Source organism: Pseudomonas sp. GW821-FHT09C08 (assembly GCF_059418125.1).
This window is the reverse complement of sequence record NZ_JBWKPG010000007.1, coordinates 291,096-315,800: the sequence shown is the minus strand read 5'-3', so window position 1 is coordinate 315,800 and position 24,705 is coordinate 291,096. Positions and strand designations below refer to the sequence as shown.

Sequence of the window (24,705 nt, the reverse complement as noted above, 5' to 3'; positions counted from 1 at the left end):
CGTGAGCACGTATTACCAGTTGCTGCGTCGCGACCTCACCGGCAGCCTGCCGGCCCCGCAGTGGCCGGCGGGTACACAGCTGGACCACTACCGCGATGAGCTGGCCCCGGCGATTCATGCGGTATTGCGCATGACCCAGGAACAAGGCGGTGGACGCGTGCCCCAGCTGGAAACCTGGCAGCAGCAGTTCATCACCGATGCCGAATTCGACCCCACGCTGTGCCTGGTGGCCAGCAACGCAGAAGGCATTCTCGGCGTGGCCCAGTGCTGGACCAGCGCCTTTATCAAGAACCTTTCCATACACCCTTGCGCCCAGGGCCAGGGGCTGGGCCGCGCCTTGTTGCTGCAGGCCTTCCAGGTGTTCAAGCAACGCGGCGAACCCTGCGTCGACCTCAAGGTGCTGGAGAGCAACCAGCGCGCCCGACAGTTGTACGCAAGCGCAGGCATGTTCTTTGTACTGCGCGATGCAGTCGCCGAGGACTGACAGGCACTGGCGCATAACTTGCTTCCAGAGACACCGAACGGTGCATAGAGGTCAAAACCCGTCACCGTTCATGCGTGCCCTCTGACCTTGCCTGGTGACAGATCCGCCCATGAACACCCATTTTTCCTGCGTTGGCTGCGGCAAATGCTGCACCGACCATCACGTCCCCCTGACCCTCGCCGAAGCCCGTATGTGGGCGGCGGACGGCGGCAACGTCATCGTTCTGGTAGAGGGTTTCCTGGGCAATGGCCTGGGCTTGCCACAGCAGCAACGCGAACATGCCGAGCGGCGTTCAGTGATGGTGCCCAGCGGCAACACCGAGGCGTTTGTAGCCATCACCTTTGCCGCCTATAACGCCGGCCGCTGCCGGAATCTTGACGAAGACAACCTGTGCCGCATCTATGAACGCCGTCCGTTGGTGTGCCGGATCTATCCGATGGAGATCAACCCGCATATCCCACTGAACCCCGCCGCCAAGGACTGCCCGCCGGAATCCTGGGAACAGGGCCCGGCGCTGATCGTCGGCGGCGAGTTGGCCGACCCGGCGCTGGCGGACCTGATCCTGCGCTCGCGCCAGGCCGACCGTGACGATGTGCAGACCAAGGAGGCGGTGTGCGCCTTGCTGGGTATTCGCACCACGGCGCTCAAGGGGGATGGCTTCACCGCCTACCTGCCGGACATGAACGCGTTTGCCCAGGCGATCGAGCTGGCGGTGGATCAGCCATCCGTGGCCAACGAGTGGGTGTTCCATGTGTCCGGCATGGACATCGCCGAACAACTGCTGGATGCCGGCGCGCAGATTGCGACTGAAGTGCCGGCCAACTACGCGTTTATTCCGCTGCGCGCAGCGTAGGGCTTGCGGGCCGCTTCGCGGGCAAGCCCATGCTCACAGGTGGCTGCATTTCAACGTGGGCACCCGGTTAGCGCCGTCCACTCCAGAACTCCCGCGCCAACTGGCGCAAATCCTCCGCCAGGGCCGCCACGTCACCGGAGCTGAGCTGGCTCTGCTGGCCGGCGCTGACCGTGGCTTCACCGGCATCGCGGATGCCGAGGATATTGCGGTTGATGTCCTCGCTCACCGCGCTCTGCTCTTCCACGGCGGTCGCGATCTGCTGGCTCATGGCGGTGATCTGCATGACCCGCTGGCTGATGCCATCCAGCGCAGCCGCCGCCCGTTGCGCCTGCTCGACGCTGGCGTGCACATGTTCGCTGCTCTGCGCCATGGCCTGCACCGCGTCGCGCGCGCCGCCCTGCAGGGCGCTGATCATGCGCTGGATTTCATCGGTCGATTGCTGCGTGCGCTGGGCCAGGCCACGCACTTCGTCGGCCACCACGGCAAAACCACGGCCCTGCTCACCGGCCCGCGCGGCTTCGATGGCCGCATTCAGGGCCAGCAGGTTGGTCTGCTCGGCAATCGTGCGGATCACCTCCAGCACGCCGCTGATTTCACCGCTGTGGCTTTCCAGTTGGTGGATGACATCTGTGGCCCGCGCCAACTCCTGGGACAAGCGCATCACCGCGTCACGGCTTTCATCCACGCGTTGATGGCCTTCAAGGGTCTCGTTGCCAGCCTGGTCGGCCGCCCTGGACGCCTGCTGGGCATGGCTGGCCATTTGCGCCACGCTGGCGGCCATCTGGTGAATGGCCGTCGCTATCTGATCGGTCTGGGTCTGTTGGCCCTGGGTGCTGGCCTGGCTGCTGTCCAGATGCCGCACCAGTTGCGCCGCGTGCCCCGCCAGGCGCTGGGAGGCATCGCCGATGCGCCCGACCACCGCGCCCACCTGGGCTTCGAGCATCTGCAGGGCAAACTCGATCTGCCCGCATTCATCGCGGCGCCCGGTGTAGATCGCCTGGCTCAGGGGGTTGTCGGCAATCTGGCGGGCGCGCTGGCTCAACTGGGCCAGGGGCCGCACGATCAGTCTCACCCCGGCCGCGCCGACCGCACATCCTGCCACCAGGCCCAGCAGTTGCCAGACTGGCGCGTAAGCCGCCAGGCCTACGCCGAGCACCCACGCCACGGCGCAGCTGACAGCCGCCCATCCCGACAGCTTCAGCTGGAGACCAACCGCCGGCCACGCGCGCGCCTTGCCCGCCCGCAGTCGCGCATACGCCCGTTCTGCCGCCGCCACCCTGGACGCATCCGGCTTGGTGCGCACCGATTGGTACTCCACCGTCGCCCCGTCGCGGGTCACCGGCGTCGCATACGCGCTGACCCAATAATGGTCGCCATTCTTGCAGCGGTTCTTCACCATGCCCATCCACGACCGGCCGCGTTTCAAGGTCTGCCACATATGGGCAAAGGCCTCGGACGGCATGTCAGGATGGCGCAGGACGTTGTGGGCCATTCCCAGTAACTCGTCACGGTGGTAGCCGCTGATGTCGATGAAATCCTGGTTGGCGTAGGTAATCGCGCTGGTCAGGTCAGTGGTCGAGAGGATGTTGGCGTCGGGGGCAAAGTCCACATTCCGACCGGTGACCGGCAGATTGATCTTCATGGAGAAGCGCGCTCGTGATTATTGGAGGAGTCGGCAGGGCGTCGACTCTAAGCGCACCCATGGGGCAAATACTGATCCAGCTCATGTTCTGCGCAATTAATTAGCCATCACGGAGTTTCCAGGCGGTAGGGCGCTAGGATTCGCCGGTACTCACCGTTTTGCATCAACTCTTCGAGGGCGCGATTGAGGTCATTGAGCAACGCCGTATCGGTCTTGCGCACCGCAATCGCCACGCCGTCGCCCAACAGCGCGGCCGAGACAGGCGGGCCGAGGAAGTCGAAGTCCTGGCCATCATCGGTGTCGAGCAGGGCCTGGCGGATTTCCACGGTGCCCTGCAGGGTCGCATCGATATCACCGGCCACCAGGCTGCGCACCAGTTCATCATTGAGCCAGAAGCTCTTGATGATCACGCCCCTGGGCGCCCACTTCGAGCGCACAAAGGCTTCACGATTGCTGCCGAGCAAAACGCCGATGCGCTTGCCCTTGAGCGACTTGACGCGCGGCAGCAGGCCAGAGGTCCGGCGTGCTACCAGCCGTGTCGTGAAGGGATAAAGGGTGTCGGTGAAGCCCGCCCGACGGCGGCGCAGCGAAGTCGGTGCCATGCCCATGATTGCATCGAATTGCCGGGCCTCAAGGGCAGGAAAGTCTTCGACGACCACCTGGTCAACCCAGGTACAGCGCACATTCAGTTGCTGGCAGAGGGCATTACCCAGGTCGATATTCAGGCCGACCAACTGACCTTGCGCATCACGGCTCTGGAAGGGGGGGAATTGCGCGGCAACCGCGAAGCGGATTTCCTGCCGAGGGGGATCACCAGCGGCGACGGCTTCAGCCGCGCACAACAGGACAAGCATTACACATATGTGTATCAGGGCCACGGGAAGCGTCCTTTTCCGGAAAGACCAGCCTCGACACACTCCGTCCCGGGAAATACCGACGGGGCGGAGCAGAGGCTGTGGAAGCTTTCAAGAAATGGTTGCTGCCCCACAAGCAGAAACATCCGCGAAAGCTGTAGGCAGCTTCCGCCAAATGTTGCAGCTAGTTAATCTTAACGTTTACCCATGGAGCGACGCGTTCCCGGCGGGGCCATGCCTGGGGACTTGGTGTGGCCGTTCTTGGCGCCGTTCTTGTACCAGGGCTGGGCGGCTTGCTTGGCCCCGGCCAGTTCACCCGGCTTGAACGGAAACTTGAACGCCGGGATCTCGGCTTTTTCAACGCCTTCGGCGCTGGCCGGATCGACCAGGTCGGTCGCTTCAACAGTGGGTTGTGTCGGGGAAGTCATGGAAGCTCCGGAACGTGCAAAAAATGACGCGAGGCCGGCTTGCGGGCCTCGCTGGCGCGCAGTATACCTGCCCGCCTCGGATCTTTAACCACCGCCTGTACGAATGGTCTGCGCTTACTGACAGCGCTGTCAGTTAGCAGTCACCTTGCTGACCGGGTTCGCAGGCTATAAAGGCCCTTAGTCTCCCACTCCTTTGCCCTGGCGCCTCACCTCCATGCAAATACAACGAAAAACCGCCCTGATCGTGGGTGTCCTCGTAGTGCTGGCCGTTGCCGCCTGGGCCCTGACGCGCCCGGCCAAGACCAGACTGGCAGCGCCGACTGCGATTCCGGTGCGGGTGGTGAGCGTGGTGCAGCAGGATATTCCACGGTTTGTCAGCGGGATTGGCTCGGTGTTGTCGTTGCACAGTGTGGTGATCCGCCCGCAAGTGGACGGCATTCTCACCAAATTGCTGGTCAAGGAAGGCCAACTGGTCAAGGCTGGGGACTTGCTTGCAACCATCGATGACCGCTCGATCCGCGCCAGCCTGGAGCAAGCCAAGGCACAGCTGGGCGAGAGCCAGGCGCAGTTGCAAGTGGCGCAGGTCAACCTCAAGCGCTACAAGGAATTGAGCGTCGACGACGGCGTCTCCAAGCAAACCTATGATCAGCAGCAAGCACTGGTCAACCAGCTCAAGGCCACCGCCCAAGGCAACCAGGCCGCCATCGATTCGGCCCAGGTACAGCTTTCCTACACCCAGATTCGCTCGCCGGTCACTGGCCGCGTGGGTATTCGTACCGTGGACGAAGGCAACTTCCTGCGCATGAGCGACACCCAGGGCCTGTTCACAGTGACCCAGATCGACCCGATTGCCGTCGAGTTCTCCCTGCCGCAACAAATGCTGCCGACCCTGCAAGGCTTGATCGCGGCACCGACCAGGGCCAGCGTCGACGCCTACATGGGCGCCGACACCGACGGCCAGACCGGCGACCTGCTGGGTGAAGGCCACTTGAGCCTGATCGACAACCAGATCAGCTCGACCACCGGCACCCTGCGTGCCAAGGCCGAGTTCAACAACGCCTCGCAGCGCCTGTGGCCGGGGCAACTGGTCACGATCAAGATCCAGACCGCCCTCGACAAAAACGCCCTGGTGGTACCGCCGACGGTGGTGCAACGCGGCCTGGATTCGCACTTCGTGTACCGGATCAACGGGGACAAGGTCGACGTGGTGCCGGTGCAGGTGACGTACCAGGACAGCGACGTGAACATCATCAAGGGGGTGCAGGCCGGCGATGTGCTGGTCAGTGACGGCCAGTCGCGGCTCAAGGCCGGCGCCCAGGTGGAGGTGCTCAAGGAGCCACCGCAAGTGATCCAGACCGTCGACGCCAAGGTGCAGCCATGAGTGGCAGCCGTTCGCCATCGGCCTGGTGCGTCGACCACCCGGTCGCCACCCTGCTGCTGACCTTCGCCCTGGTGCTGCTCGGGATGATTGCCTTCCCGCGCCTGGCCATCGCCCCACTGCCGGAAGCGGAATTTCCGACGATCCAGGTGACCGCCACCCTACCCGGCGCCAGCCCGGACACCATGGCTTCATCCGTGGCCACGCCCCTGGAGGTGCAATTCAGTGCCATCCCCGGCATGACCCAGATGACCTCCAGCAGCGCCTTGGGCTCAAGCCTGCTGACCCTGCAATTCACCCTGAACAAGAGCATCGACACGGCTGCACAGGAAGTCCAGGCGGCGATCAACACCGCGTCCGGCAAGTTGCCCAGCGACATGCCGAGCCTGCCGACCTGGAAAAAGGTCAACCCGGCGGACAGCCCGGTGCTGATCCTCAGCGTCAGCTCCAACAGCATGCCCAGCACCGAGCTGAGCGACTACGTGGAAACCCTGCTGGCCCGGCAGATCAGCCAGATCGATGGTGTCGGCCAGATCAACATCACCGGCCAGCAACGTCCGGCGATTCGCGTACAGGCCTCCCCCGACAAGCTCGCGGCCATCGGCCTGACCCTGGCCGATATCCGCCTGGCCATCCAGCAATCGAGCCTCAACCTGGCCAAGGGTGCGATCTACGGCGAGAACAGCGTGTCGACCCTGTCGACCAATGACCAGTTGTTCCACCCCAATGACTACGCGCAATTGATCGTGTCCTACAAGGACGGTGCACCGGTTCAGTTGCGTGATATCGCCAAAGTCATCAACGGTTCGGAAAACGCCTACGTGCAGGCCTGGTCCGGCGATACCCCCGGCGTCAACCTGGTGATTTCGCGCCAACCCGGCGCCAACATTGTCGAGACGGTGGACCGCATCCAGTCCGAACTGCCGCGCCTGCAAGCCATGCTGCCGGCGTCGGTGCAGGTCAGCGTGCTGACCGACCGCACCAAGACCATCCGCGCGTCCCTGCATGAAGTCGAAGTGACCCTGCTGATTGCCATCCTGCTGGTGGTGGCGGTGATGGCGCTGTTCCTGCGCCAGTTGTCGGCGACGCTGATTGTGTCCAGCGTGCTCGGCGTGTCGCTGGTCGCCAGTTTTGCGTTGATGTACCTGATGGGCTTCAGCCTGAACAACCTGACCCTGGTGGCGATCGTGATCGCCGTGGGGTTCGTGGTGGACGATGCGATCGTGGTGGTGGAAAACATTCACCGCCACCTCGAAGCAGGGCTCGACAAGCGCGAGGCGGCGATCAAGGGCGCCGGCGAGATCGGCTTCACCGTGGTCTCCATCAGTTTCTCGCTGGTGGCCGCATTTATTCCGCTGCTGTTCATGGGCGGCGTGGTCGGGCGGCTGTTCAAGGAGTTCGCGCTGACGGCTACCTCGACCATCCTGATTTCGGTGGTGGTGTCGCTGACCCTGGCGCCGACCCTGGCCGCGCTGTTCATGCGCGCGCCCACCCATCATGCCCACGACAAACCCGGTTTCAGCGAACGCCTGCTCGCGGGCTATGCACGCAATTTGCGCCGGGCCCTCGCGCACCAGCGCACCATGGCGGCGATTTTCATCGTGACCCTGGCCCTCGCCGTGGTCGGCTACGTGTTTATCCCCAAGGGTTTCTTCCCGGTACAAGACACCGGTTTTGTGCTCGGCACCAGCGAGGCGGCGGCGGACGTGTCGTACCCGGACATGGTCGCCAAGCACAAGGCCCTGGCCGAGATCGTCAAGGACGATCCGGCTGTGGAAGCGTTCTCCCATTCGGTGGGTGTGACCGGCAGCAACCAGACCATCGCCAACGGCCGCTTCTGGATTGCCCTGAAAGACCGCGGCGACCGCGATGTCTCCGCCAGCCAGTTCATCGACCGCATCCGGCCGAAACTGGCCAAGGTGCCGGGCATCGTGCTGTACCTGCGCGCCGGCCAGGACATCAACCTCAGTTCCGGTCCCAGCCGCGCCCAGTATCAGTACGTGCTCAAGAGCAACGACGGCCCGACGCTCAACACCTGGACCCAGCGCCTGACGGAGAAACTGCGCGCCAACCCGGCCTTTCGTGACCTCTCCAACGACCTGCAACTGGGCGGCAGCATTACCCACATCAGCATCGACCGTCAGGCCGCCGCACGTTTCGGCCTGACCGCCACCGACGTCGACCAGGCGCTGTATGACGCGTTCGGCCAGCGCCAGATCAACGAATTCCAGACCGAGATCAACCAGTACCAGGTGGTGCTGGAACTCGACACGAAGCAACGCGGCAAGGCCGAGAGCCTGAATTATTTCTACCTGCGCTCACCGCTGACCAACGAAATGGTGCCGCTGTCGGCACTGGCCAAGGTCGACCCGCCGACCGTCGGGCCGTTGTCCATCAGCCATGACGGCATGTTCCCGGCCGCCAACCTGTCGTTCAACCTCGCGCCCGGCGTGGCGTTGGGCGACGCGGTGATCATGCTCAACCAGGCAAAGAATGAAATCGGCATGCCGACCACCATCATCGGCAACTTCCAGGGCGCGGCGCAGGCGTTCCAGAGCTCGCTGGCCAGCCAGCCGTGGCTGATCCTCGCGGCGCTGGTGGCGGTCTACATCATCCTCGGCGTGCTGTATGAAAGTTTTGTCCACCCGCTGACGATCATTTCCACCCTGCCCTCGGCAGGCCTGGGTGCGCTGATCATGCTGTCACTGATGGGCCAGGACTTTTCGATCATGGCGCTGATCGGCCTGGTGCTGCTGATCGGGATCGTGAAGAAGAACGGCATCCTGATGATCGACTTCGCTCTGGAGGCCCAGCGCGTCAGGGGCCTGTCGCCGGAGGATGCGATCTACGAAGCCTGTGTCACGCGGTTCCGGCCGATCATCATGACCACCCTCGCCGCCCTGCTCGGCGCGGTGCCGTTGATGCTCGGCGCCGGCCCAGGCGCGGAAATGCGCCAGCCGCTGGGCATTGCGGTGGTCGGCGGGCTGCTGGTGAGCCAGGCGCTGACGTTGTTCACTACACCGGTCATATACTTGTACCTCGAGAAGTTTTTCCACCGGCCCAAACCAACGCCCGCGTTGGCGACCACACAATGAGGCTGAGGCCCCGCCCTGGAGCAAAAGGCTCATGCGCGTCCTGATTATTGAAGACGAAGAAAAAACCGCGGACTACCTGCACCGCGGCCTGACAGAACAAGGCTACACCGTCGATGTGGCCCGCGAAGGCGTCGAGGGGTTGCACCTGGCGCTGGAGAACGACTACGCGGTGATCGTGCTCGACGTGATGCTGCCCGGCCTCGACGGCTTTGGCGTGTTGCGTGCCTTGCGGGCGCGCAAGCAGACCCCGGTGATCATGCTGACCGCCCGTGAGCGCGTGGAAGATCGCATTCGCGGCCTGCGCGAAGGGGCCGATGATTACCTCGGCAAGCCGTTCTCGTTCCTCGAACTGGTGGCGCGCCTGCAGGCGTTGACCCGCCGCAGCGGCGGCCACGAACCGGTGCAGGTCACGGTCGCCGACCTGTGGATCGACCTGATCAGCCGCAAGGCCAGCCGCAACGGCCTGCGCCTGGACCTGACCGCCAAGGAGTTCTCGCTGCTCAGCGTACTCGCGCGGCGCCAGGGTGAAATCCTGTCCAAGACCGCCATCGCGGAGATGGTCTGGGACATCAATTTCGACAGCGACGCCAACGTGGTCGAAGTCGCGATCAAGCGCCTGCGCGCCAAGCTCGATGGACCGTTCGACACCAAACTGCTGCACACCATTCGCGGCATGGGTTATGTGCTGGAGAACCGCAGTGTCGGCTAACTCCATCGCCCTGCGCCTGAGCGGCATGTTCACCCTGGTGGCGCTGCTGATCTTCCTGTTGATCGGCGGCGCGTTGTACCAGCAGGTTGACCGCGGCCTTGGCTTGTTGCCGGGGGCAGAGTTGGACGCGCGCTACAGCGTGCTCGAATCCTCGGTGAACCGCTTTGGCACGCCGGACCACTGGGTGAAGATCCAGGCCAAGCTCAAGCTGTTGGGCGAGGAAGACAAGCGCATCCGCTTCTGGGTGGTCAGCAGCGACCCGGCCTATGAATACGGCAACCCCGACGCGCAGATTCGCGCCTTTGCCGCCGGGCCAACGGGCAAGCGCGACCTGCGCCTGCCGGGGCGTGAATACCCGTTCAAGGTGTTGGTCAGCCAATTTGCGGCCAAGGACCAGCGCCCGCCGCTGCGCTTCATGATCGCCATAGATACAGAGAACTTTCGGGCTACCCAGCACCAGTTGCTGATGGCCCTGATCGGCCTCGCATTCGTCGGGGTGGTGATGGCTTCGCTGCTGGGCTTCTGGGTCTCGCGTATCGGCCTCAAGCCGCTGATCACGCTGTCGGATGAGGCACAGAAACTCGCGCCGCCGAAACTTTCCGGGCGCCTGCAGCTGTCGCCGCTGCCGCCGGAACTGAGCCAGTTCGTCAACTCGTTCAACTCAACGCTCGACCGAGTGGAGCAGGCCTACTCACGCCTGGAGTCGTTCAACGCCGACGTGGCCCATGAACTGCGCTCACCGCTGACCAACCTGATCGGCCAGACCCAGGTCGCCCTGACGCGCGGGCGTTCGGCCGAGCATTATTTCGAAGTGCTGCAATCCAACCTTGAGGAACTCGAGCGCCTGCGTTCGATCATCAACGACATGCTGTTCCTCGCCAGCGCCGACCAGGGCAGCAAGGCCACCAAGCTGATCGAAAGTTCCCTGGCCGACGAAGTGGCGACCACCCTCGACTACCTGGACTTCATCCTCGAAGACGCCCAGGTCCAGGTGCGCGTGCGCGGCGACGCCCTGGTGCAGATCGAAAAAGCCCACCTGCGCCGCGCGCTGATCAACCTGCTGAGCAATGCGGTGCAACACACGGCGCCGGGGCAGGTTATCGAGGTGAGCATCGAGGTGCAGGGGCATCAGGTGGCGATCGGGGTGACCAACCCTGGCGATGAGATTGCCAGCGAACACCTGCCCCGGCTGTTCGAACGCTTTTATCGGGTGGATGCGTCACGCAGCAACAGTGGGGCGAATCATGGGTTGGGGTTGGCCATCGTCAAGGCCATCGCGTTGATGCACGGCGGCGATGTGTTTGTGCGCAGTGCCGGCGGCGGCAATACCTTTGGCATTACCCTGCCCGTCTGACGGCCGAACTGTTGCGATTTGGGCAACAGTCATTATCTTGTTACACTCTGTATCCCACCGCTCACCTGCGTTAATTTGACGCATCGATGAGCGCGACGGCATAGACAGCTGACCCGCTTACCCGAATTTCCCTCGACTTATTTCCAGGGCTCTACACTGGGAATCTGTCTTAAAGCCGCTGACTTCAGCGGCTTTTTTTTGCGGTAACAAAAGGCCAGGCACACTCCCACGACATTGGCCGTTTTCGATTGACCAAAGGAGCTCCACCGGTGAAGAACTCGCTGACGTTCACCCCGTTATTCCTCGCGATTGCAGCAACGATCGTCCCCCTTGCCCACGCGGCAGACACCACCCCCACCGACGGTTTCGTCGAAGGCTCGCACCTCAACATCAACACCCGCAACTACTACATGAACCGCGACCGTCGCGATATCCACACCGATGACAGCAAGGAATGGGGCCAGGGTTTTATCGGCACCTTCGAATCCGGCTACACCCAGGGCACCGTCGGCTTCGGCCTGGACGCCCACGCCATGCTCGGCCTCAAGCTCGACGGCGGAGGCGGCACCGATGGCTCCAGCATCCTTCCGTACGGCAGTGGCAACGGCAAGGCGCCGGGCTCGTTCTCCACCGCAGGTGGCACCCTGAAAATGCGCGCCTTCGACACCGAGTTGAAGGCCGGCGACCTGTTCCTGAACAACCCGGTGATCGCCGGCGGCATGACCCGCATGCTGCCGCAGACCTTCCGCGGCGTGAGCCTGACCAACCACAGCGTCGACGGCTGGATGTTCGAGGGCGGCCAGGCCAGCTTTACCAAGCTCTACAACCAGAGCGGCCACCGGCGTATTGGCACCAGCTATGGCGCGCTGCCCAACAACACGGACAGCCAGCACATGAATTGGGCCGGCGTGTCGTTCAGCGGCATCGACGGGCTGACCAGCAACCTCTACGCCTCCGAACTCAAGGACGTGTGGCACCAGTACTACTACGACCTCGACTACACCTATGTGGTCAACGAAATGGTCAGCCTCAACCCCGGCCTGCACTACTACCACACCCAGGACACCGGGCAGGCGCTGCTGGGCAACATCGACAACAACACCTACAGCCTGCACTTCACCGTCGACGTCGGCCATCACAGCGTCACTGCCGCGTACCAGCGGGTCAACGGCAATACCCCGTTCGACTACATTGCCCAGGGCGACAGCGTGTACCTGGACAACTCCCAGCAATACTCCGACTTCAACGGCCCCAATGAGCGTTCGTGGAAACTCAAGTACGCCTATAACTTCGGCGGCCTGGGCCTGCCCGGCCTGACCTCGGCCGTGTCCTACATCAGCGGCAGGACCGACCTCACCACAGTCGACCCGCAAAGCCGTGGCTACAGCGCCTGGTACAGCGCCGACGGCAAGGACGCCAAGCACTGGGAACGCGATATCGACCTCAAATACGTCGTGCAGGGCGGCAAGGCCAAAGACCTGGCGGTGCGCCTGCAGTGGGCGGCCAATCGCGGCAGCAACGGCTACTCGGCGGTGGACCGCGATGTGGATGAATACCGCGTGATCATCGACTACCCGATCAACGTGTTCTGACACGCACCCTGTCGCCCAGGCAGAACCAGGATGGGCGCGGATTCGCTCGCGAATGCGGTGTAGCAGCCAACCCAGCGGTTACTGACGCATCGCATTGGCGAGCAAGCCCCCTCGCACCGTTTTGCCGGGCGCCATATTCCAGAGTTGCTACTACGCTATTGGCATCCTCGAAGCAGAAGTACGCCCGATGAGCCCAAGCCTCGCCCGCCCTACCCGCCGCCCGGAACGCTTGCTGATACTGGGCAGCACTCTCACGGTCCTGATGATCGTCGCGGTGGTGACCGCGTTATTGATTCGTGAACACGCCAATACCTTGCAGAGCGCCAAACGCACGGCCAACAACATCACACAGCTGATCGACGCCGATGTGTTGCGCAACGTCGAGCTCTACGACATGTCCATCAAGGGCCTGATCACCGCCACTGAACGCAATGACCTGCTGGGCGTTTCCGCGAGCATCCGGCACCTGGTGCTGTTCGACCGCTCCGCCGCCGCACCCTACAAAGGCGATATCCTGCTCCTCGACCCCGAGGGCGAGGTGCTTGCCGACTCCTCGTTGCTGACCCCCAAGACCGGCAACTTCGCCGATCGTGACTATTTCCAGGTACACCGCACCAACCCGGATGTGGGCCTGTATATCAGCCGTCCGTTCCTGGCCCGCTGCGTGTGCGACGACCAGTGGCGCATTGCATTCAGTCGGCGCGTCTCGTCGGCAGACGGGCGCTTCCTCGGCGTAGCAGTGGCCTCCATGCGCCTGTCGTACTTTCACCAACTGTTCAGCAGCCTGAATATCGGCAGTGACAGCACCATCAACCTGATCAATCACCAGGGCATCCTGCTGGCGCAGGAACCCATGCTGGAACTGGATATGGTGGGCAAGGACCTGAGCCAACGCCCGAACGTGGCGCGCATGCTGCGCGAGCGCGATGGCAGTTTCAGCAGCATCTCCAGCGTCGATAACCAGCCGCGGCTGTACAGTTTTTCGACTGTGGGCAACTTGCCGCTGATCGTCGTGGTGGCGCTGTCCAGTGACGAGATTTTCGCTCCCTGGCGCCGCGCGGCGTGGCTGGTCAGCATCGCGACGGGCATTCTGTGCATGGGCCTGCTGTGGCTGACCTGGATGCTCTGCAGTGAACTGCGCCGCCGCCATCACGCCGAGCAGGTGCTGTCAGAACTGGCAGCCACCGACCCGCTCACCGGCCTGGCCAATCGTCGCATTCTCGACCAGCGCCTGCGCCTGGAGTGGGATCGCGCCCAACGCTCGACGGAGCCGTTGACGCTGCTGATGATTGATGTGGACCACTTCAAGGCCTTCAATGACCGCCATGGCCATCATGGCGGCGACGCGGCATTGCGCACGGTCGCCCAGGTGATCGGCGACAACATCCGCCGCCCGGCCGACCTCGCCGCGCGGTATGGCGGCGAAGAGTTCGCGGTAATCCTGCCCCATACCGATGCCAAGGGCGCCTGGGTCATTGCCGAGCACATCCGCAGCAGCGTCGAACATTTGCCCCGGGTGAACGGTGCCGACCGGCCGATTACGGTGAGCATCGGCATGAGCACCTGGGACAAACGCAGCCGTATGACGCTTGAGGCGTTGCTGCTCAAGGCTGACCAGGCGTTGTATGACGCCAAGCACAGCGGGCGCAACCGGATCGTGGATGCTGGACAGATCTAGGGTGGGAGCAGGTTTGCTGGGATGAGGGCGCTTGCTTACTCCCACTGCAAACCCATCAAGCATAAAAAAAGGCCACCCGAAGGCAGCCTTTCAAAACTAAAGAAAGAGAGTTGTTACTTACACCGCCGCGACGGGACGCATGTAAGAGATCGGTGCGGTGCTGGCATCTTCGAAGGTCACGACTTCCCAAGCGTCTGTCTGCTCAATCAACTTGCGCAGCAGCTGGTTGTTAAGGGCGTGGCCCGACTTGAAGCCTTTGAACTCGCCTATCAGGCTATTGCCCAGCAGGTAGAGGTCACCGATTGCATCGAGGATCTTGTGCTTCACGAATTCGTCTTCATAGCGAAGGCCGTCTTCGTTCAGTACACCATCCGCGTCGACCACAATGGCGTTTTCAACGCTGCCGCCGAGTGCGAGGTTGTGCTTGCGCAGGTACTCGATGTCACTCATGAAACCAAAGGTACGGGCGCGGCTGACTTCTTTTACGAACGAAGTGCTGGAAAAATCCACGCTTGCACTTTGGGTGCGGTCACGGAATACCGGGTGATCGAAATCGATCTCAAAGCTCACTTTAAAGCCTTCGAACGGGACGAAGGTGGCGCGCTTGTCGCCGTCTTCTACTGTCACTTCCCGCAGAATGCGAATGAACTTCTTGGCTGCGTCCTGTTCTTCCAGGCCGGCAGATTGAATCAAGAATACGAAGGGTCCAGCGCTGCCATCCATGATCGGGACTTCGGACGCGGAGAGCTCGACGTAGGCGTTATCGATGCCCAGGCCAGCCATGGCCGAGAGCAAGTGCTCCACCGTGTCCACTTTGACGTCACCGTTGACCAATGTGGTCGACATAGTGGTTTCGCCAACGTTTTCCGCGCGAGCAGGAATCTGCACCGCAGGGTCCAGGTCGGCACGCACAAACACGATGCCGGTGTCGACAGGTGCAGGCTTGAGGGTCAGGTATACCTTCTCCCCGGAGTGCAGACCTACACCTGTGGCACGAATAATATTCTTCAGAGTGCGTTGTTTAATCATGGCTTGGACCGCTTCAGCGCAAATTGCGAACTGGTATCAACAAAGGCTGGCGATAATAGCAGACCAGACCTTTGCTGAACACCAATCACCTTCATAGCCCTGATACATTCCATTAATCGGCCTGACGACGCAGGAATGCCGGGATGTCCAGGTAGTCCAGATCATCTTGCGGATTCGGGCTACGAGACGCCGCAGCACCGGCCTGGGCCTGGTTGCGCATCACGGTCGGACGATCCAGGTCACGGTAGTTGACCGACGGCAGTTCCTGACGCGCAGGTGCTGGAGCGGCAGCTTGCTGGCTGGCCTGGCTGTTGTGGAGCGTGTTGTCGATGACCTTCACAGGCTTCTCGATTTTCGCGCCCAGGCCGGTAGCAACCACGGTCACGTGCAGTTCGTCGCGCATGTCCGGATCGATCACGGTACCGACCTTGACCATCGCGTGCTCGGAAGCGAAGGCTTCGATGATGCTACCCACGTCGGAGTACTCACCCAGGGACAGGTCAGGACCGGCGGTGATGTTCACCAGGATGCCGCGTGCGCCTTGAAGGTTCACGTCTTCCAGCAACGGGTTGCGAATGGCCGCTTCGGTGGCCTCGCGTGCACGGTTCGGACCGCTGGCGCAGCCAGTGCCCATCATCGCCATGCCCATTTCGCTCATGACAGTACGTACGTCGGCAAAGTCGACGTTGATCATGCCTGGACGCTTGATGATGTCGGAGATACCGCGAACGGCACCGGCCAGTACATCGTCAGCCTTGGCGAACGCGGACAGCAGGCTTGCGTCCTTGCCCAGGATGGTCAGCAGCTTCTCGTTGGGGATGGTGATCAACGAGTCGACGCTTTCAGACAGCAGACGGATGCCTTCGTCGGCGATCTGCATGCGCTTGCGGCCTTCGAACGGGAACGGACGGGTCACGACGGCAACCGTCAGGATCCCCATTTCCTTGGCCACTTCAGCAATGATAGGCGCCGCACCGGTACCGGTACCGCCGCCCATGCCGGTGGTGATGAACACCATGTTGGTGCCTTGCAGCACTTCAGCGATACGCTCGCGGTCTTCGAGTGCGGCTTGACGGCCAACTTCCGGGTTGGCGCCAGCGCCGAGGCCCTTGGTCACGGCAGTGCCCAATTGCAGGATGGTCCGCGCGCCGATGCTTTTCAGCGCCTGGGCATCAGTGTTGGCGCAGATGAACTCAACGCCTTCAATGTTGCTCTTGACCATATGGTTGACAGCGTTGCCGCCGCCACCGCCGACACCGATCACTTTGATGACCGGGCTTGCGGGGATGTTGTCTACGAGTTCGAACATGTTCCCTCTCCTTTCATTTCTCTAGTTTTTTCGCCTACGCCTACTGCTGCAGGAGTTCCAAGCTTCAAGCCATAAGCTGCAAGCTCGGAACGCCATACTCTTGAAGCTTGCGGCTTGGCGCTCGCCGCAGCTTCTTTAGAAGTTGCCCTTGACCCATGCCTGCAGACGCTCGAACAACGGCGCTTTCGCCTCGTCGTCACTGCGGTAGCTGTCACGGTTGCTCGGGCCCGACAGGGAAATGCCATCGGTCTGCTTCTGCAGCCCGTACAACAGCAAGCCCACGCCAGTCGAATAAATCGGGTTGCGCACCACGTCGCCCAGGCCTTTCACGCCATGGGGAACGCCCAGGCGCACCGGCATGTGGAAGATTTCCTCGGCCAGTTCGACCGCGCCTTCCATCTTCGAGGTGCCACCGGTCAGCACAATGCCGGCCGGGATCAAATCTTCGTAGCCGCTGCGACGCAGTTCAGCCTGGATCAAGGTGAACAGCTCGTCGTAGCGCGGCTCGACCACTTCGGCCAGGGCCTGGCGCGACAGCTCGCGCGGTGGACGGTCGCCCACGCTTGGCACCTTGATGGTCTCACCGGCACCGGCCAGCTTGGCCAGGGCGCAGGCGTAGCGGATCTTGATTTCTTCGGCGTACTGGGTCGGCGTACGCAGCGCCATGGCGATGTCGTTGGTGACCTGGTCGCCCGCAATCGGGATCACGGCGGTGTGACGGATCGCACCCTCGGTGAAGATCGCGATGTCGGTGGTGCCGCCGCCGATGTCCACCAGGCATACGCCCAGTTCTTTTTCGTCGTCGGTCAGTACCGAGTAGGCCGACGCCAGTTGCTCAAGAATGATGTCGTCGATTTCCAGGCCGCAGCGACGCACGCATTTTTCAATGTTCTGTGCGGCGTTGACGGCGCAGGTCACCACGTGGACCTTGGCTTCCAGGCGCACGCCCGACATGCCCAGGGGTTCGCGCACGCCTTCCTGGTTATCGATCACGTAGTCCTGCGGCAGGGTGTGCAGGACGCGCTGGTCAGCCGGGATTGCCACGGCCTGGGCAGCGTCGAGCACACGCTCGAGGTCAGCCGAGCTGACTTCGCGGTCGCGGATCGCCACGATGCCGTGGGAGTTCAGGCTGCGGATGTGGTTGCCGGCTACGCCGACGAACGCCGAGTGGATCCGGCAACCGGCCATCAGCTGCGCTTCTTCAATCGCGCGCTGGATCGATTGCACGGTGGACTCGATGTTCACCACCACGCCCTTTTTCAGGCCCCGGGACGGATGCGTGCCAATACCGACGATTTCGATCGTGCCGTCTTCCCCGACCTCGCCCACCAGCGCCACCACCTTGGAGGTGCCGATATCGAGACCGACGATCATTTTGCCGCTTTGCACGTTTGCCATGGGTCCTGCCTCTTCTTAATTCTTCGCGACAGCGGGTTGCGCTGCCGTGGGCGCAGCCGGTTCACGCCAGCCGACGGCAAGGCCGTTGGCGTAACGCAGGTCGACGCTCGCAATGTTCGTAATCTGTTCTTTCAAGGTCTTGTCATAGATGGCAATGAAGCGGCGCATCTTTTCCACCAAGCGGTCGCGTCCCAGCAACAACTGGATGCCCGGGCCGGAACTGCCTGCCCCGGTTGTCAAAAACCAGCTGCCCCGCTCACGCAATTCCAGGCGTGCAATGGAGAAGCCCAGTGGCCGCAGCATCTGGCTCAAGGCCTGGTACTGCTGCATCACTTGCTGCTGCGCCCGCTGCGGCCCGAACAGCTGCGGCAGGTGCTCGTAGTTGGCCAGCTCACGCGGGGTGAACGCCTGGCCCTGGTTGTTCAACAGCGCCTCGTCGCCCCAGCGGGCCACCGGCAGTTGTTCTTCCAGGCGGATCGTCACCTGGTCCGGCCAGACACGGCGGACTTCGGCGTGGGCGATCCACGGCATCTGCTCCAGCTCCGAGCGCATACCGGCCAGGTCGATGGTGAAGAAGCTCGCCGCCAGGTACGGCCCGATACGCTGCTGCACCGCTTGCTGGCTGATGTAGCTCAAGTCGCCCTGCACACTGATCTTGGTGATGGGACGATCGGCATACGGCAATAGACGCTGCGCGCCCTCGTAAGTGCCAAAGCCCAGGACCACCAGCAGCACCGGCCAGAACAGCGCCTTGAGGAAACCAAAATTGGCTTTCGGCAGGCGCGCCGACATCGGCTCTTTAGCCACCATTCGGCTGGCACCCCGGGGCACCGGCTTGCGGCTCGGTGCTTGTGGGGGCTGATGACGAAGCGATGCGCCTTTCATGTCCTTAGCCTCGTGGCTCAATGCTTGCGGCAAGAATCGCCAGCACCAACTGCTGGAAATCCAGACCGGCTGCGCGAGCGGCCATAGGTACCAGGCTGTGATCGGTCATACCCGGTGCGGTGTTGACTTCCAGGAACCAGAAATTCCCTTGCTCATCCTGCATCACGTCTGCCCGCGCCCAACCGGCGATACCCAGCGCCTCACAGGCTTTCGCCGTGAGGTCCATCAATTGTTTTTCCTTGGTTGCGTCGAGGCCGCAGGGGATCCGGTACTGGGTATCGGAAGCCACGTACTTGGCGTCGTAGTCGTAAAAGGTGTGGGGCGTGCCCAATGCGATAGGCGGCAATACCTGGCCACGCAGGGTGGCGATGGTGTACTCGGGACCCTGGATCCACTGTTCCACCAACACTTGCGAATCGTAGGTACTTGCCGCTTTCCATGCGTCGATCAATTCGGCGGCCGAGTTCACTTTGGCCATGCCGATACTGGAGCCTTCATGGGCTGGTTTGACGATCAAAGGCAGGCCCAGTTCCTTGGCCGCAGAAATACAATCGTCTTCGCTGCACAGCACACTGTGGCGCGGGGTTGGAATACCCAGGCTGTGCCACACCTGCTTGGTGCGCAACTTGTCCATCGCCAGTGCCGAGGCGAGGATGCCGCTGCCGGTGTAAGGGATGCCGGCGCACTCCAGCAGACCCTGCATGCTGCCGTCTTCGCCGCCACGGCCGTGCAGGATGATGAATGCACGGTCGATCTTCTCGGCCTGCAGGCGCGCGAGGAAGTCATCGCCCACGTCGATACCGAACGCATTCACGCCGGCGCTTTGCAGGGCTTCAAGCACGGCATTGCCGGACTTGAGCGAGACTTCACGCTCGGCGCTCTTGCCGCCGAACAGCACCGCCACGCGGCCGAAGTCGGCGGGCGCGAAGGTGGAAAACAGGGCGTCGTAGTTGGTGGTCATTTCGACTTCCCCTGTACGGCCGCGAACAATGGGCTCGCAAGCAATTTAGGGGCAAGGCCGCCGATATCACCGGCACCCTGGCACAGCAGGATGTCACCGGCGCGCAACAGCGGCTTGACGATCGGTGCCAGGTCCACGCCACGCTCGATGTAGATCGGGTCCAACTGGCCGCGCTGGCGGATGCTGTTGCACAGCTTGCGGCTGTCGGCGCCCGGGATCGGCTCTTCACCGGCCGGGTAGACTTCCATCAGCAGCAGCACGTTGGCATCGGCCAATACATTTACAAAGTCGTCGTACAGGTCGCGGGTGCGGCTGTAGCGGTGCGGCTGGTAGACCATCACCAGGCGGCGCTCCGGCCAGCCGCCGCGCACGGCCTTGATCACGGCAGCGACTTCGGTCGGGTGGTGACCGTAGTCGTCCACCAGCATCACGTCGCCGCCTTCTACCGGCAACTGGCCGTAGACCTGGAAGCGCCGGCCGACACCGGCAAAGCGCGACAGGCCTTCGACGATGGCTTCATCGCTGACGCCTTCATCGGAGGCGATGCAGATGGTCGCCAGGGAGTTCAGGACGTTGTGGTTGCCCGGCATGTTCACCGAGACATCCAGCGGCTCGCGGTCAGGGCGCAGCACGGTGAAGAAGGTCTGCATGCCTTCCTGGCGCACATTGATCGCACGCACGTCAGCGTCTTCGCTGAAGCCGTAGGTCACGGTCGGACGCTTGACCAAGGGCAGGATTTCGCGCACCACCGGGTCGTCCAGGCACACCACCGCCAGACCGTAGAACGGCAGGTTGTGCAGGAACTCGACGAAGGTTTTCTTCAACTTGTTGAAGTCGCCATCGTAGGTGGCCATGTGATCTTCGTCGATGTTGGTGACAACAGCGACCAGCGGCTGCAGGTGCAGGAAGCTGGCGTCGCTTTCATCGGCTTCGGCGATCAGGTAGCGGCTGGTGCCGAGCTGGGCATTGGTACCCGCTGCATTCAGGCGGCCACCGATCACGAAGGTCGGGTCCAGGCCACCGGCGGCGAACACCGAGGCGATCAGGCTGGTGGTGGTGGTTTTGCCATGGGTACCGGCGACGGCGATGCCGTGGCGGTAGCGCATCAGCTCGGCGAGCATCTCGGCGCGTGGCACCACCGGGATACGGCGTTCAAGGGCAGTGGCCACTTCCGGGTTGGAGGTGTTCACGGCGCTGGAAACCACCAGTACGTCGGCCTCGGCGGCGTTCTCGGCACGGTGACCGATATAGATCTGCGCGCCAAAGGACTTCAGGCGATCCGTGACCGGCGACTCTTTCAAGTCGGAGCCGGACACCTGGTAACCCAGGTTCAGCAATACTTCGGCAATCCCGCACATGCCCACGCCGCCGATACCGACGAAGTGGATGCGACGGATGCGACGCATCTCGGGTTGTGGCATGGCTTTCTGATTCTCAACCATGGGCCACCTCCAGGCAGATATCGACCACGGTGCGGGTTGCGTCAGGTTTGGCCAGGCGGCTTGCGGTGCTCGCCATGCTGTTGAGTCGTTCCGGTTGCATCAAAACCTCGGTCAGGCGTGCGGCCAAATCGGCGGCGCCAGTCGTTCTTTGCGGCAGCAGGAAGGCAGCGCCCTCCCCGGCCAAATATTCGGCGTTGCGGGTCTGGTGATCGTCGATTGCATGGGGCAAAGGCACCAGCAAGGACGGCAGACCGGCGGCGGCCAGTTCACTGACGGTCAGCGCACCAGCGCGACAGACCACCAGGTCGGCCCAGCCATAGGCATGGGCCATGTCTTTGATGAAGGGCTGCACATTCGCCTCGACACCGGCCTCGCGATAGCGCGTGGCGGTGACTTCATCGTGGTTCTTGCCGGCCTGGTGGAAGATCTCCGGGCGCAGGTCCACAGGCAGTTGCGCGAGTGCTTCGGGCAGTAATTTGTTCAGCGGCTCGGCCCCCAGGCTTCCGCCCAGGATCAGCAGGTGCGCCTTGCGCCCGACCAGGGGCTCGCGGGCGATATCCATGAACAATTCGGTGCGCACCGGGTTGCCGGTAGTGCGGCGCTTGTCCGCGGCGCTGAAGGTGTTGGGGAATGCCTCGCAGACCCGCGCCGCCAGGGGCACCAGCAAACGGTTGGCGGTACCGGCGACGGCGTTCTGTTCATGCACGATTACCGGCACACCGGCGAGCTTCGCCGCGACACCACCAGGACCGGTCACATAACCGCCAAAACCGAGCACACACACCGGCTTCAATTCGCGAATGACCTTGCGCGCCTGCCACACCGCCTTGAGCAACACGAACGGCGCCTTGAGCAGGGACAGCTTGCCCTTGCCACGCAGCCCGGTGACGTTGATCAAGTGCAGCGGCAAGCCGGCATTCGGTACCAGTTCGTTTTCGATGCCGCGCGGTGTTCCCAGCCAGTGCACGGTGTAGCCACGGTTCTGGAACTCCCGCGCGCAGGCCAGGGCCGGGAACACATGGCCCCCGGTGCCGCCCGCCATGATCAGCACGTTAGCGCCCATGGGATGGCTCCTCGGCAAAATCGCTTTCGCTGAATTCCATCTCTTCGCTGCCCAAGTGGGTTCGACTCTCCCACTCGATGCGCAGCAACAGGCCCAGGCACGCGCAGCAAATCACCAACGAACTGCCGCCGTAACTGAGGAACGGCAAGGTCAGGCCCTTGGTCGGCAGCAGGCCGACGTTCACGCCGATGTTGATCAGGAACTGGCCGATCCACAGGAACGACAAGCCGTACGCCACATAAGCGGCGAAATACTGTTTGGCCTTCTCGGCCCACAAGCCGATGTACATGCCGCGTACACACACGAACACGAACAGCGCGACGGTGCACAGCGAGCCAACCACGCCGAGCTCTTCGGCGAGTACCGAGAACACGAAGTCGGTGTGCGCTTCCGGCAGGTAGAACTGCTTCTGCACGCTGTTACCCAGGCCCACGCCCAGCCACTCGCCGCGACCGAAGGCGATCAGCGCCTGGGTCAGCTGGTAGCCGGAGCCGAATTGATCGGACCACGGGTCGGTAAAGGTGATCAGGCGCGCCATCCGGTAGGGTTGCGCCTGCACCAGGATGGTCACGGCAGCCACGGCCAGCAGCACCATCAGGGTGAAGCGGAACAGGCCCACGCCGCCAAGGAACAGCATCGCCGCCGCCGCGCCCATCATCACCACGGTGGCCCCGAAGTCGGGTTCCATCAGCAACAGGCCGGCCATTGGCAGCAACACGATGAACGGCTTGAAGAAGCCCATCCAGCTTTCGCGCACTTCTTTCTGGCGCCGCACCAGGTAACCGGCGAGGTAGATCACCACGAACACCTTGGCGATTTCCGAGGGTTGCACGTTGAAGGCGCCGAAGCCGATCCAGCGCATCGAACCGTTCACCTCGCGGCCGATGCCGGGCAGGATCACCATGATCAGCAAGCCGAACGCCCCGATCAGCATCAGCCAGCCCAGGCGCTGCCAGGTGGCGATGGGGATCATCATGGTCACGATGCACGCGCCGAGGCCGATCACCAGGTACACCAGGTGACGAATCATCATGTACAGGGTGTTGCCCGACTGCACGGCAGCCACTTCGGAAGACGCCGAAGTGATCATCACCAGGCCCAGGCCGAGCAGCGCCAGGCAACCGGCGAGCATCGGGAAATCCAGGTCGATACCGCGCCCGGTAATGATCGGCGACGGATAGGGCTTGATGATATTGCGCAAATTCATGCCAAGGCCTCCACGGCGCGAGCGAACAGCAGGCCGCGCTCTTCGTAGTTCTTGAACATGTCGAAACTGGCGCACGCCGGCGACAGCAACACGGCGTCACCCGGCTGGGCCAGGGCCTTGCAGTGGGCGATGGCGTCGTCCAGCGAAGTCGCGCGCACTTGCGGCACGGCATCGCCCAGGGCAGCGGCGATCAGGTCGGCATCGCGGCCCATCAGCAGCACGGCGCGGCAATGCTCGGCCACCGGGCCTTTGAGGTCCTTGAAGTCGGCGCCCTTGCCGTCGCCACCGGCAATCAGCACCAGCTTGCCTTCGATATCGGCGCCGAGGCCTTCGATGGCTGCCAGGGCCGCACCGACGTTGGTGGCCTTGGAATCGTTGTAGTAGCTGACGCCATCCAGATCGCGTACCCACTGGCAGCGATGCTCGAGGCCGCCAAAGCTGCGCAGGCTCGCCAGCATCGCGTCGAATGGCAAGCCGACGGCATGCCCGAGCGCCAATGCCGCGAGGGCGTTGGACTGGTTATGCGCGCCACGGATTTTCAGCTCGCGCACCGGCATCAGGTTCTGGAATTCGAAGGCCAGGTATTTCTCGCCGTTCTCTTCACGAATGCCGAATGCCTTGAAATCAGGTTTGCTCAGGCCGAAGGTCCAGCAGGGCAGGCCCTCGCCCATCAGCGGACGGCTCAGGGCATCCTGGCGATTGACCACCACTTGCCGGGCGCCACGGAAGATCCGGTGCTTGGCCAGGTGATAGGCCGGCAGCCCGCTGTAGCGGTCCATGTGGTCTTCACTCACGTTCAGCACGGTGGCCACTTCGGCGCCGAGGTCGTGGGTGGTTTCCAGCTGGAAGCTCGACAGTTCCATCACGTACAGCTCGACGTCGTCGCTGAGCAAATCGAGTGCCGGGGTGCCGAGGTTGCCACCGACGGCGACGCGCTTGCCGGCCGCAGCCGCCATCTCGCCGACCAGGGTGGTCACGGTGCTCTTGGCGTTGGAACCGCTGATGGCCACGATCGGCGCCTTCGCGTTACGCGCGAACAGGTCGATGTCGCCGGACAGCTTCACGCCACGCGCCGCTGCAGCTTGCAGGGCCGGTGTCGCCAGGGCCAGGCCAGGGCTCACGTAGAGCTCATCGGCGCGGCACAGAAACTCGACATCCAGCTCGCCACAACGCACTTCCACGTGCGGGTAGTCACGGCGCAGCGTGACCAGCTCCGGTGGATTTTCCCGCGTATCGGCCACGGCAAACGACGTGCCCCGGTTCGCCAGGAAGCGAACCAGGGACATGCCGCTCTTGCCGAGGCCGACAACGATGCGGAAGTGGTCTGAAGCGATCAGGGACACT

20 protein-coding genes and 1 pseudogene are annotated in these 24,705 nt (G+C 62.9%); 8 read left to right on the top strand and 13 right to left on the bottom strand.

The features are described 5' to 3' along the window. Position 1: 1 nt before the first annotated feature. Positions 2-484, top strand: a complete 483-nt coding sequence (locus tag AC07OJ_RS24190; RefSeq protein ID WP_495095326.1) for a GNAT family N-acetyltransferase — start codon at positions 2-4, stop codon at positions 482-484. Positions 485-593: 109 nt separating this feature from the next. After that, positions 594-1,337 (top strand): YkgJ family cysteine cluster protein, encoded by a 744-nt coding sequence (locus AC07OJ_RS24185; protein ID WP_495095325.1) that lies wholly within the window; start codon positions 594-596, stop codon positions 1,335-1,337. 67 nt (positions 1,338-1,404) lie between these two features. Here AC07OJ_RS24185 and AC07OJ_RS24180 read toward each other — a convergent pair whose 3' ends face one another. The 4 genes and pseudogenes from AC07OJ_RS24180 to AC07OJ_RS24165 form a co-directional block, all read right to left on the bottom strand. Continuing rightward, positions 1,405-2,451: a methyl-accepting chemotaxis protein gene (locus AC07OJ_RS24180; protein WP_495095335.1), complete on the bottom strand. Its 1,047-nt coding sequence runs from the start codon at positions 2,449-2,451 to the stop codon at positions 1,405-1,407. 246 nt (positions 2,452-2,697) lie between these two features. Next, a pseudogene (locus AC07OJ_RS24175) lies at positions 2,698-2,979 on the bottom strand (PAS domain-containing protein); the annotation flags it as partial. 107 nt (positions 2,980-3,086) lie between these two features. Beyond that, positions 3,087-3,857, bottom strand: a complete 771-nt coding sequence (locus AC07OJ_RS24170; RefSeq protein ID WP_495095324.1) for a transporter substrate-binding domain-containing protein — start codon at positions 3,855-3,857, stop codon at positions 3,087-3,089. Positions 3,858-4,027: 170 nt separating this feature from the next. Then, on the bottom strand, positions 4,028-4,261 hold the full coding sequence (locus AC07OJ_RS24165) for a hypothetical protein (protein ID WP_201143552.1): 234 nt from the start codon (positions 4,259-4,261) through the stop codon (positions 4,028-4,030). Positions 4,262-4,475: 214 nt separating this feature from the next. Between AC07OJ_RS24165 and AC07OJ_RS24160 the strand changes: the two genes are divergently transcribed. The 6 genes from AC07OJ_RS24160 (at position 4,476) to AC07OJ_RS24135 (ending at position 14,067) form a co-directional block, all read left to right on the top strand. Next, complete coding sequence (locus AC07OJ_RS24160) at positions 4,476-5,642, top strand: efflux RND transporter periplasmic adaptor subunit (protein WP_262135566.1); 1,167 nt, start codon at positions 4,476-4,478, stop codon at positions 5,640-5,642. Continuing rightward, complete coding sequence (locus AC07OJ_RS24155) at positions 5,639-8,734, top strand: multidrug efflux RND transporter permease subunit (protein WP_120447647.1); 3,096 nt, start codon at positions 5,639-5,641, stop codon at positions 8,732-8,734. The genes AC07OJ_RS24160 and AC07OJ_RS24155 overlap by 4 nt, the downstream gene beginning before the upstream one ends. A 31-nt stretch (positions 8,735-8,765) precedes the next feature. Then, positions 8,766-9,443, top strand: coding sequence for a heavy metal response regulator transcription factor (locus AC07OJ_RS24150; RefSeq protein ID WP_065900845.1), 678 nt, complete (start codon positions 8,766-8,768; stop codon positions 9,441-9,443). Beyond that, a complete protein-coding gene (locus AC07OJ_RS24145; RefSeq protein WP_065900842.1) occupies positions 9,433-10,797 on the top strand; it encodes a heavy metal sensor histidine kinase in 1,365 nt (454 codons plus the stop codon). The genes AC07OJ_RS24150 and AC07OJ_RS24145 overlap by 11 nt, the downstream gene beginning before the upstream one ends. A 269-nt stretch (positions 10,798-11,066) precedes the next feature. Continuing rightward, a complete protein-coding gene (locus tag AC07OJ_RS24140; protein ID WP_495095323.1) occupies positions 11,067-12,389 on the top strand; it encodes an OprD family porin in 1,323 nt (440 codons plus the stop codon). Between the two features lie 187 nt (positions 12,390-12,576). After that, positions 12,577-14,067 (top strand): diguanylate cyclase, encoded by a 1,491-nt coding sequence (locus AC07OJ_RS24135; RefSeq protein ID WP_495095322.1) that lies wholly within the window; start codon positions 12,577-12,579, stop codon positions 14,065-14,067. A gap of 117 nt (positions 14,068-14,184) precedes the next feature. Here AC07OJ_RS24135 and lpxC read toward each other — a convergent pair whose 3' ends face one another. From lpxC to murD, 9 genes are all read right to left on the bottom strand, one after another. Then, a complete protein-coding gene (gene lpxC / locus AC07OJ_RS24130; protein ID WP_065900836.1) occupies positions 14,185-15,096 on the bottom strand; it encodes a UDP-3-O-acyl-N-acetylglucosamine deacetylase in 912 nt (303 codons plus the stop codon). Positions 15,097-15,208: 112 nt separating this feature from the next. After that, on the bottom strand, positions 15,209-16,405 hold the full coding sequence (gene ftsZ / locus AC07OJ_RS24125) for a cell division protein FtsZ (protein WP_065900833.1): 1,197 nt from the start codon (positions 16,403-16,405) through the stop codon (positions 15,209-15,211). A gap of 135 nt (positions 16,406-16,540) precedes the next feature. After that, positions 16,541-17,803 carry a cell division protein FtsA gene (ftsA, locus tag AC07OJ_RS24120; protein ID WP_025855584.1) on the bottom strand — a complete coding sequence of 421 codons (1,263 nt, stop codon included), beginning with the start codon at positions 17,801-17,803 and terminating at the stop codon, positions 16,541-16,543. 15 nt (positions 17,804-17,818) lie between these two features. After that, complete coding sequence (locus AC07OJ_RS24115) at positions 17,819-18,688, bottom strand: cell division protein FtsQ/DivIB (protein WP_003171882.1); 870 nt, start codon at positions 18,686-18,688, stop codon at positions 17,819-17,821. Positions 18,689-18,692: 4 nt separating this feature from the next. After that, on the bottom strand, positions 18,693-19,649 hold the full coding sequence (locus AC07OJ_RS24110; RefSeq protein ID WP_213550537.1) for a D-alanine--D-alanine ligase: 957 nt from the start codon (positions 19,647-19,649) through the stop codon (positions 18,693-18,695). Then, the gene (gene murC / locus AC07OJ_RS24105; RefSeq protein WP_065900827.1) at positions 19,646-21,091 is read right to left on the bottom strand and encodes a UDP-N-acetylmuramate--L-alanine ligase; all 1,446 of its coding nucleotides are present in this window, start codon (positions 21,089-21,091) and stop codon (positions 19,646-19,648) included. Before murC ends, AC07OJ_RS24110 begins: the two co-directional genes overlap by 4 nt. Next, positions 21,084-22,154, bottom strand: a complete 1,071-nt coding sequence (murG, locus tag AC07OJ_RS24100; protein ID WP_495004964.1) for an undecaprenyldiphospho-muramoylpentapeptide beta-N-acetylglucosaminyltransferase — start codon at positions 22,152-22,154, stop codon at positions 21,084-21,086. Before murG ends, murC begins: the two co-directional genes overlap by 8 nt. Further along, positions 22,144-23,361, bottom strand: coding sequence for a putative lipid II flippase FtsW (gene ftsW / locus AC07OJ_RS24095; protein WP_065900821.1), 1,218 nt, complete (start codon positions 23,359-23,361; stop codon positions 22,144-22,146). Before ftsW ends, murG begins: the two co-directional genes overlap by 11 nt. Continuing rightward, positions 23,358-24,704 (bottom strand): UDP-N-acetylmuramoyl-L-alanine--D-glutamate ligase, encoded by a 1,347-nt coding sequence (gene murD, locus AC07OJ_RS24090; protein WP_495095321.1) that lies wholly within the window; start codon positions 24,702-24,704, stop codon positions 23,358-23,360. The genes ftsW and murD overlap by 4 nt, the downstream gene beginning before the upstream one ends. Position 24,705: the final 1 nt, after the last annotated feature.